The sequence below is a fragment of the Streptococcus sp. 10F2 genome (genome assembly GCF_054331515.2).
Window position 1 is genome coordinate 1 of the sequence record NZ_JBTGGE020000068.1, and the last position, 6981, is coordinate 6981.

Here is a 6981-nt window from a genome sequence, read left to right on the forward strand (position 1 = left end):
AGCGATTCTCGATTCTTACAAGCAGCTTGGCAAAATCGAAGATTGCTTTAGGGTAACGAAGACCGAATTGGAGAGTCGACCGGTTTATGTCTGGACAGAGGAACACATAGAAGCCCACTTCTTAACTTGCTTTATAGCTCTCATCTTTATTCGGCTTCTTCAATACAGAATAGACTGGGCAATGAGTCCAGAAAAAATGATCCGAGCTTTAAATAGCGCCAAAGCAACTCGTCTACAAGATGATTACTACAGACTCCAAGAAAGCTCAGACATGCAGGAGTTAAATAAACTACTTGGACTTGATTGGACAAAGGGAGTTGTGAAGTTCGAAGAATTACGAAATTATGCTAGAGGTTCATATACAACAAGAAAATAATTAGAAAAGATAGCCGAACTCCTTGGTACACAAGGGTTTAGCTATCTTTTGTCTTTTTTAAAGTGATAAACTCGGGATTATACCGTAAATACAGTTACATTCCAAATAAGGCAGAAAAACCAGGCTTTTTAGACCTGGTTTTCTAGAGATTTTAGAAATTACGACTGGAACGGTTATAGCCATATTGCTCCACAAAGTCTTGACGGAATTCCAAGAGATTGTCATCCAGAATCGCCTGACGGACTTTCCGCATCAAATCAATCAGGAAGTAAAGATTGTGATAACTCGTCAAGCGCATACCAAATGTCTCATCTGCTTTCAGAAGATGACGTAAGTAAGCACGACTATAATTCTGACAGGTGTAACAATCACAGTTTGGATCTAGCGGACCAAAGTCTTCTGCATATTGAGCGTTTTTCACCACTAAGCGTCCTTGGCTCGTCATACACGTTCCGTTGCGTGCAATGCGTGTTGGCAAGACACAGTCAAACATATCAATACCACGAATCACTCCATCAATCAAGCTATCGGGTGCTCCAACTCCCATTAAGTAGCGTGGTTTATTTTCGGGTAAAAGGGGAGTGGTAAAGTCCAGCACCGCGTTCATTTCCTCATGCGTCTCGCCAACCGCTAAGCCGCCCACGGAGTAACCTGGGAAATCCATAGCCACCAAGTCTGCCGCAGACTGACGGCGAAGGTCTTCAAAGCCAGCTCCCTGAACGATTCCAAACAAGCCTTGGCGATCCGGGTTTTTGTGGGCTTTCAATCCCCGCTCCGCCCAACGACTCGTCCGCTCAATAGATTTTTTGACATAGTCATAAGGTTGATAGAACTGAGGACACTCATCAAAACTCATCATGATGTCAGAGCCTAGATTGTTCTGAATCGAAATGGCTTTTTCTGGGGATAGGAACATCTTAGCCCCATTCAGGTGATTCTTGAAGGTAACCCCTTCTTCTGTGATATTCCGGGAATCTGCCAAGGAATAAACCTGGAAACCGCCAGAATCCGTCAAAATTGGCTGATCCCAGTTCATGAACTTGTGCAAGCCACCAGCTCTAGCAATCAACTCATCCCCTGGACGCAGCCACAAATGATAGGTGTTGGACAGGATAATGCCAGAACCCATCTCTTTCAACTCTTCTGGTGACATTGTTTTTACAGTCGCCAAGGTTCCGACCGGCATAAACATCGGTGTCGGGAAAGTCCCGTGTGGGGTCACAATTTCCCCTAACCGGGCTCCCGTATGCTTCTCTTTTTTAATCAGACGATACTGAATTGGTGAATCTTTCATCTTTTCTCCTTCCCTAGGAAAAACAGTCCTAGTTGCTGCCCCTATTGTAGCAAAAAAGAGCTAGGCTTGTCAGTAACGTATCTTCGGCTGAAATTGTCTGAAAATTAAAATCGTGCAACTTTTTTTAGATACATCTAATTTCTTGACTTTATTATTTAGAATAATTATAATTAAGGCAGAAACTAAGAAAAAGGAGATCCCTATGACAAATACAACTAAAATCTTGAACCAAGCCGTTGCCGATCTTTACACAGCCCGTATTGCCCTTCATCAAGTGCACTGGTATATGCGTGGTACTGGTTTTATGGAATGGCATCCAAAAGTAGACCGTTACATGGATGGTCTTGCTGAGGTCCTAGATGAACTCAGCGAACGTCTCATCACCATTGGTGGAAAACCTTACTCAACTCTAACTGAATTCCTTCAACATTCCAATATTGAAGAAGTCCCAGGTGAGTTTAAATCTGTTGAAGCCAGTCTCAAACGAGTTATTGATATCTTCAACTACCTTGTAGGACTTTTCGAAGAAGGAATGGAAATCGCTGATGAAGAGGGAGACAATGTTACCAATAGTCTCTTTGAAGATGCGAAAGGAAATCTCGAAAAAGATATCTGGATGCTTTCAGCAGAACTAGGCTTAGCTCCACAATTACAGCGTGAAAAAACAACAACTGCTTTGAAAGAAGCTTAATAGACAAGACCGTCCTCGAATCGAGGGCGGTTTTTCCTATGGAAATCAGTCAATAGCAATCAAATAAACTCTAGTAACAATCAGACTAAGCAAGGCAGGTAAAACCAAGACCTCTACTGACACGAATCAAGCCCTTTGACACCAAGATAAAGCTGAACAACTAGCCAGCTATATGATAAAGTTCGGCAATAAAATGGGACAACCAAGCTACAGATCCTATGCTCCAGGGGATGACGACGACTTTTTTGGTGCCATGAGCTTAACGGAGTAAGATCGAATCGTAGTCGGAGAATGGGCTGCGGATGGAGCTGAACTCACAAACGAAAGGAAGGTTACAGTAGCCTTCTCCAATAACGGGCTTGGAACTGCCGACTACAATATCGTAGCTAGCTACGGTGTTATTCACAAAGGTTTCCCTAGCTTCTATCACTTTACGATTCACGAAGGAAAAGCAGTCGTGCTGGTGTCTCATCAAAACCAAGGTAAGCCTGAGCGATTATACTACATGAATCCAACAAACAATACTGAATTGAGAGAAATGTTTGCAGCGATTGTAAATGGAATATAATTAGTAGTAACTATTTCTATTTAAAAAATTCTCCAACTTCATCCTCACTTAACTGACCATTAGCTCAAAAAAAGAACTCCACAGATTAGGGACAAAATCCTCTTATCTATGGAATTCTTTTTTCATTTAATAACTACTAGATTTCACAAGCCAAATTGATAGTTTCCTCTACCAACATCTGGTGGTCCACCTTGATACAACGGTCCATCACGACAGTCACAATCCCTGCTTGATTCAAGATATCCAAGGCCTCCTGACTGAAAAGCCCTTGCTGGGCCCAGAATACTTTTGCCTGAGCTTTTACAGAATCCTCTGCAACTGCCGGCAAAAATTCACTCCGACGAAAAACATTTACAATATCCACCGGAAAGGGAATACTGGATACAGTCGGATAGACTTGCTCTCCAAGAATTAATTGATCAATGGCACGAGGGTTGACAGGAATGACACGATATCCCTCTTTTTGAAGATAGCCAGCCACTCGATGACTGATGGCATCTTCTCGAGGAGAAAGTCCTACCACCGCAATGGTCTGACTTTCTTCTAGTATTTTTTTAAGGGCGGAAGGATCTGTTACAAGCATCTTAAGACCTCCGGATTTTTTCTAAGGGACGTCCCTTAGCCAATTCATCTACTAACTTATCTGTTATGCGAATCTGCTTCATCAAGGGATCTGTCAGTTCTTGAATTTTAACACCACAAATAGTTCCTGTGACAGCACTTGCAGCTGGATTCCAAGCAGGACTTTCCCGATAAAAATCCGCTACTGTTCGGATATCGGAAACCTCCTGAAGCTGTTGAGGACTATAGCCTGTTAGCCAACTTAAGATGTTATCCAATTCATCCTGACTGCGTTCTTTTCGTTGAACCTTATTCAGATATGCCTGGTAAATACTAGTCCAAGTCATCTGATCAATGGTTTTTCTAGCCACATCGATACCTCCGTAATCTTTGCACGCCAAAGCTCTCTATACCATCTTGAGAAAGAATCCGTACGGATCTTCTTTCAGAAAACTATAATAAGAACAACTAATGTCCTAAGGAAGTCTCGTCCTCAAAAGATTTCCCTTATCTTTTTATCACTTGGCTTCATACCAAGTTGCTCCAGTACTGCCGTCTGCAACAAGTGGAACAGCTAGTTGGATAGCTGTTTCCATGACTTCTTTCAAGAGATCGGAAACAGCTTGGACTTCTGACTCTGGAACCTCAAGGACAATCTCATCATGCACTTGTAATAACATGCGACTGGCATAGTTTCCTTCCATCAAAGCCCGATCTAGATTGATCATGGCGATTTTAAGGATATCCGCAGCAGATCCCTGGATTGGGGAATTAATGGCTGTTCGTTCTGCAAAAGAGCGTACTTGGAAATTTCGAGCATGAATATCTGGCAAAGCCCGACGGCGATGGAAGATCGTTTCCACATAACCTTGATCACGCGCCTCACGAACAATACGATCCATGTAGTTCTTAATTCCAGGATACCGCTCAAAATAGGTTTCAATGTACTCCTTGGCTTCAGGACGCGTAATCCCAAGATTATTGGCAAGTCCGAAATCTGAAATGCCATACACAACACCAAAGTTAACCGCCTTGGCATTGCGACGATCCAAGTCAGTCACCTCTTCTGCTGAAGCACGCCCAAAGACCCGCATAGCTGTGGAAGTATGGATATCCAATCCATTCTTAAAGGCCTGAATCAAATGCTCATCCTGAGAAATATGCGCTAGGACTCGTAATTCAATCTGAGAATAATCCGAGCTTACCAAGACAGCATCGTCAAAGGAAGGAACAAAAGCCTTTCGAATCAAACGTCCCTGCTCCAAACGAATCGGGATATTTTGTAGGTTGGGATCCGTACTAGATAGACGTCCTGTTTGGGTCAAATCCTGAACATAGCGCGTATGGATCTTGCCATCCTCTAAGATGGAATCCTGCAAGCCCACAACATAGGTCGATTGCAACTTGGTAATCTGACGGTAATCCAAAATCTTAGCCACAATCGGTGCAATCGGTGCTAACCGTTCCAAGACATCAACCGCAGTCGAATAGCCAGTCTTGGTTTTCTTGGTGTACTCCAAAGGCAAGCCCATCTTCTCAAAGAGAATCACCCCCAACTGCTTAGGCGAATTGATATTGAATTCCTCACCCGCCAAGTCGTAGATTTCCTGCGTCAAGCCCTCAATAACCGCCTGATTCTCAACCTGCATCTCTTCTAATGTTTCACGTTGAACCTTGATTCCTGCCAATTCCATTTTGGCCAAAACCTTGGCTAGTGGCTGCTCCATGTCTACCAAGAGAGTCCATTGCTCCTGCTCCACCAATTGGCTTTGAAGAGACTCCTGTGTATCCACCAAAACGGCTAGTTTATCAGCCAGGTGCTGGAAGAAGACTTCCTCCTCTGGAATAGCCCGTTTGACACCCTTACCGTAAATCACCTCATCCTCTACCAAAGGACGACTGCCATATAAACGCGCAATAGTCGAAATCTGATTGTCTTCAACCGTGGACAAGAGGTATTTGGCCAAACGACTGTCAAAGGCTGGTAAAGGCAAGTCCAGACCATACCGGTCTAATAAAACCTGAACCTTCTTAAAGTCATAAACATATAAAGGAGTCTGCCGCAAGAAGTCTTGAAACACAGGATTTTCCAAAACAACTGGAGACTGACCAACATAAATCTGATCTTTAGTGCCCCAAACCACACCTTGGATTGGCTCTGTATGGTAATTTTCTCCCAATAACTCGAGGTGCAAGAAGGTTTGTTCTTCAAACATTTCAGGCCTTGGCTCTGCCACCACCTGGTAAGGAGCATGCTCCACCGGTTTTGAAGCTCCAGCAGATTGCTCTAACTGCTGCTTCAATTGTAGGAAGCCCATATCCTCATAAAATTGTCCCAGAGCTGGCACATCCGGACCTTGGTAAACCAGATCTTTCAAGCCAATCGCAATTGGTGATTGGGTATTAATAGTCGCCAAGGTCTTAGATAGGAAGGCCTGTTCGCGGTCATTGATTAGGTTCTCCTTCATTTTGGACTGCTTCATTCCGTCCAAGTTTTCATAGATTCCCTCAAGTGATCCGTACTCTGCCAAGAGCTTGAGACCTGTCTTTTCCCCAATCTTGGTCACCCCCGGAATATTATCAGACTTATCCCCCATTAAGGCCTTTAAATCAATGAACTGGGCAGGAGTAATCCCCATTTTTTCCATCAAATAGTCTGGGGTGTAGGCTTCAAATTCCGCTACTCCTTTTTTCGAAATCTCAACAACCGTATTGGTATCGGTCAACTGAATCAAATCCTTATCACCCGAAACAATGGTGACCTCAAAATTAGCACCCTCAGCTAATTTATCCAAAGTACCGATAATGTCATCCGCCTCATAATTCTCCAGCTCATAATGGCGAATCCCTTGAGCCTCCAGCAACTGCCGAATGAAAGGAAACTGCTCCCGAAACTCATCCGGTGTCTTGGCCCGACCACCCTTATAATCCGCAAACATCTCTGTCCGGAAAGTCGTCTTGCCCGCATCAAAAGCCACCAAAACATGAGTCGGCTGCACCCGCTCCAAGAGATGCGACAACATCAACTGAAAACCGTAAATCGCATTGGTATGCAAACCAGACGGCGACTTAAACCGATCCAACTGCTGATAAAGGGCAAAAAAAGCCCGAAAGGCCACAGAAGACCCATCAATGAGTAGTAATTTTTTCTTATTTTCCATAAGACAATTATAGCACAGACCTAGAGGAAGCAAGGAATTGGGGTAATTGAAAAAAACAGTACATAAAGCCCAAAACCGTTGGTAGTAATCTGAAATATTACAGAAAATAATTTATTAAAAATGTTTATTTATATTGTTTGTATGTCGTCAACGGTTTTGTTAAAATCCCGAGTTTATCAGTTTAAAAAAGATAAAGGATAGCTGCCCCCTTGCGTACCAAGGGATTCGGCCATCCTTTTCGATTATTTTCTTGTAGTGTATGAATGCTTTGCGTAGTTTTTTAGATCTTCATGTTTCACAAACCCACGATTCCATTCAATACCGAGTAGT

The 6981-nt window shown here is 43.2% G+C and carries 6 protein-coding genes and 1 pseudogene; 3 read left to right on the forward strand and 4 right to left on the reverse strand.

Annotation, left to right across the window (positions count from 1 at the left end; genetic code table 11):
• Positions 1-376, forward strand: a pseudogene (locus ACXM1Q_RS08475) (IS1634 family transposase); the annotation flags it as partial.
• Between the two features lie 151 nt (positions 377-527).
• Here ACXM1Q_RS08475 and tgt read toward each other — a convergent pair.
• Positions 528-1670 carry a tRNA guanosine(34) transglycosylase Tgt gene (gene tgt, locus ACXM1Q_RS08480; RefSeq protein ID WP_458517696.1) on the reverse strand — a complete coding sequence of 381 codons (1143 nt, stop codon included), beginning with the start codon at positions 1668-1670 and terminating at the stop codon, positions 528-530.
• A gap of 202 nt (positions 1671-1872) precedes the next feature.
• Between tgt and ACXM1Q_RS08485 the strand changes: the two genes are divergently transcribed.
• Both ACXM1Q_RS08485 and ACXM1Q_RS08490 read left to right on the forward strand, forming a co-directional pair.
• On the forward strand, positions 1873-2361 hold the full coding sequence (locus ACXM1Q_RS08485) for a Dps family protein (protein WP_458517697.1): 489 nt from the start codon (positions 1873-1875) through the stop codon (positions 2359-2361).
• Positions 2362-2638: 277 nt separating this feature from the next.
• A complete protein-coding gene (locus tag ACXM1Q_RS08490; RefSeq protein WP_458517701.1) occupies positions 2639-2929 on the forward strand; it encodes a DUF4767 domain-containing protein in 291 nt (96 codons plus the stop codon).
• Positions 2930-3065: 136 nt separating this feature from the next.
• Here ACXM1Q_RS08490 and ACXM1Q_RS08495 read toward each other — a convergent pair whose 3' ends face one another.
• The 3 genes from ACXM1Q_RS08495 to polA all read right to left on the reverse strand — a co-directional run bounded on the left by ACXM1Q_RS08495 (position 3066) and on the right by polA (position 6651).
• The gene (locus ACXM1Q_RS08495) at positions 3066-3512 is read right to left on the reverse strand and encodes a CoA-binding protein (protein WP_458517698.1); all 447 of its coding nucleotides are present in this window, start codon (positions 3510-3512) and stop codon (positions 3066-3068) included.
• A 1-nt stretch (position 3513) separates the two neighbouring features.
• Entirely contained in the window at positions 3514-3861 is a 348-nt protein-coding gene (locus ACXM1Q_RS08500) for a DUF2200 family protein (protein ID WP_458517699.1), read from the reverse strand.
• Positions 3862-4008: 147 nt separating this feature from the next.
• Complete coding sequence (gene polA / locus ACXM1Q_RS08505) at positions 4009-6651, reverse strand: DNA polymerase I (protein ID WP_458517700.1); 2643 nt, start codon at positions 6649-6651, stop codon at positions 4009-4011.
• Between the last annotated feature and the right edge of the window lie 330 nt (positions 6652-6981).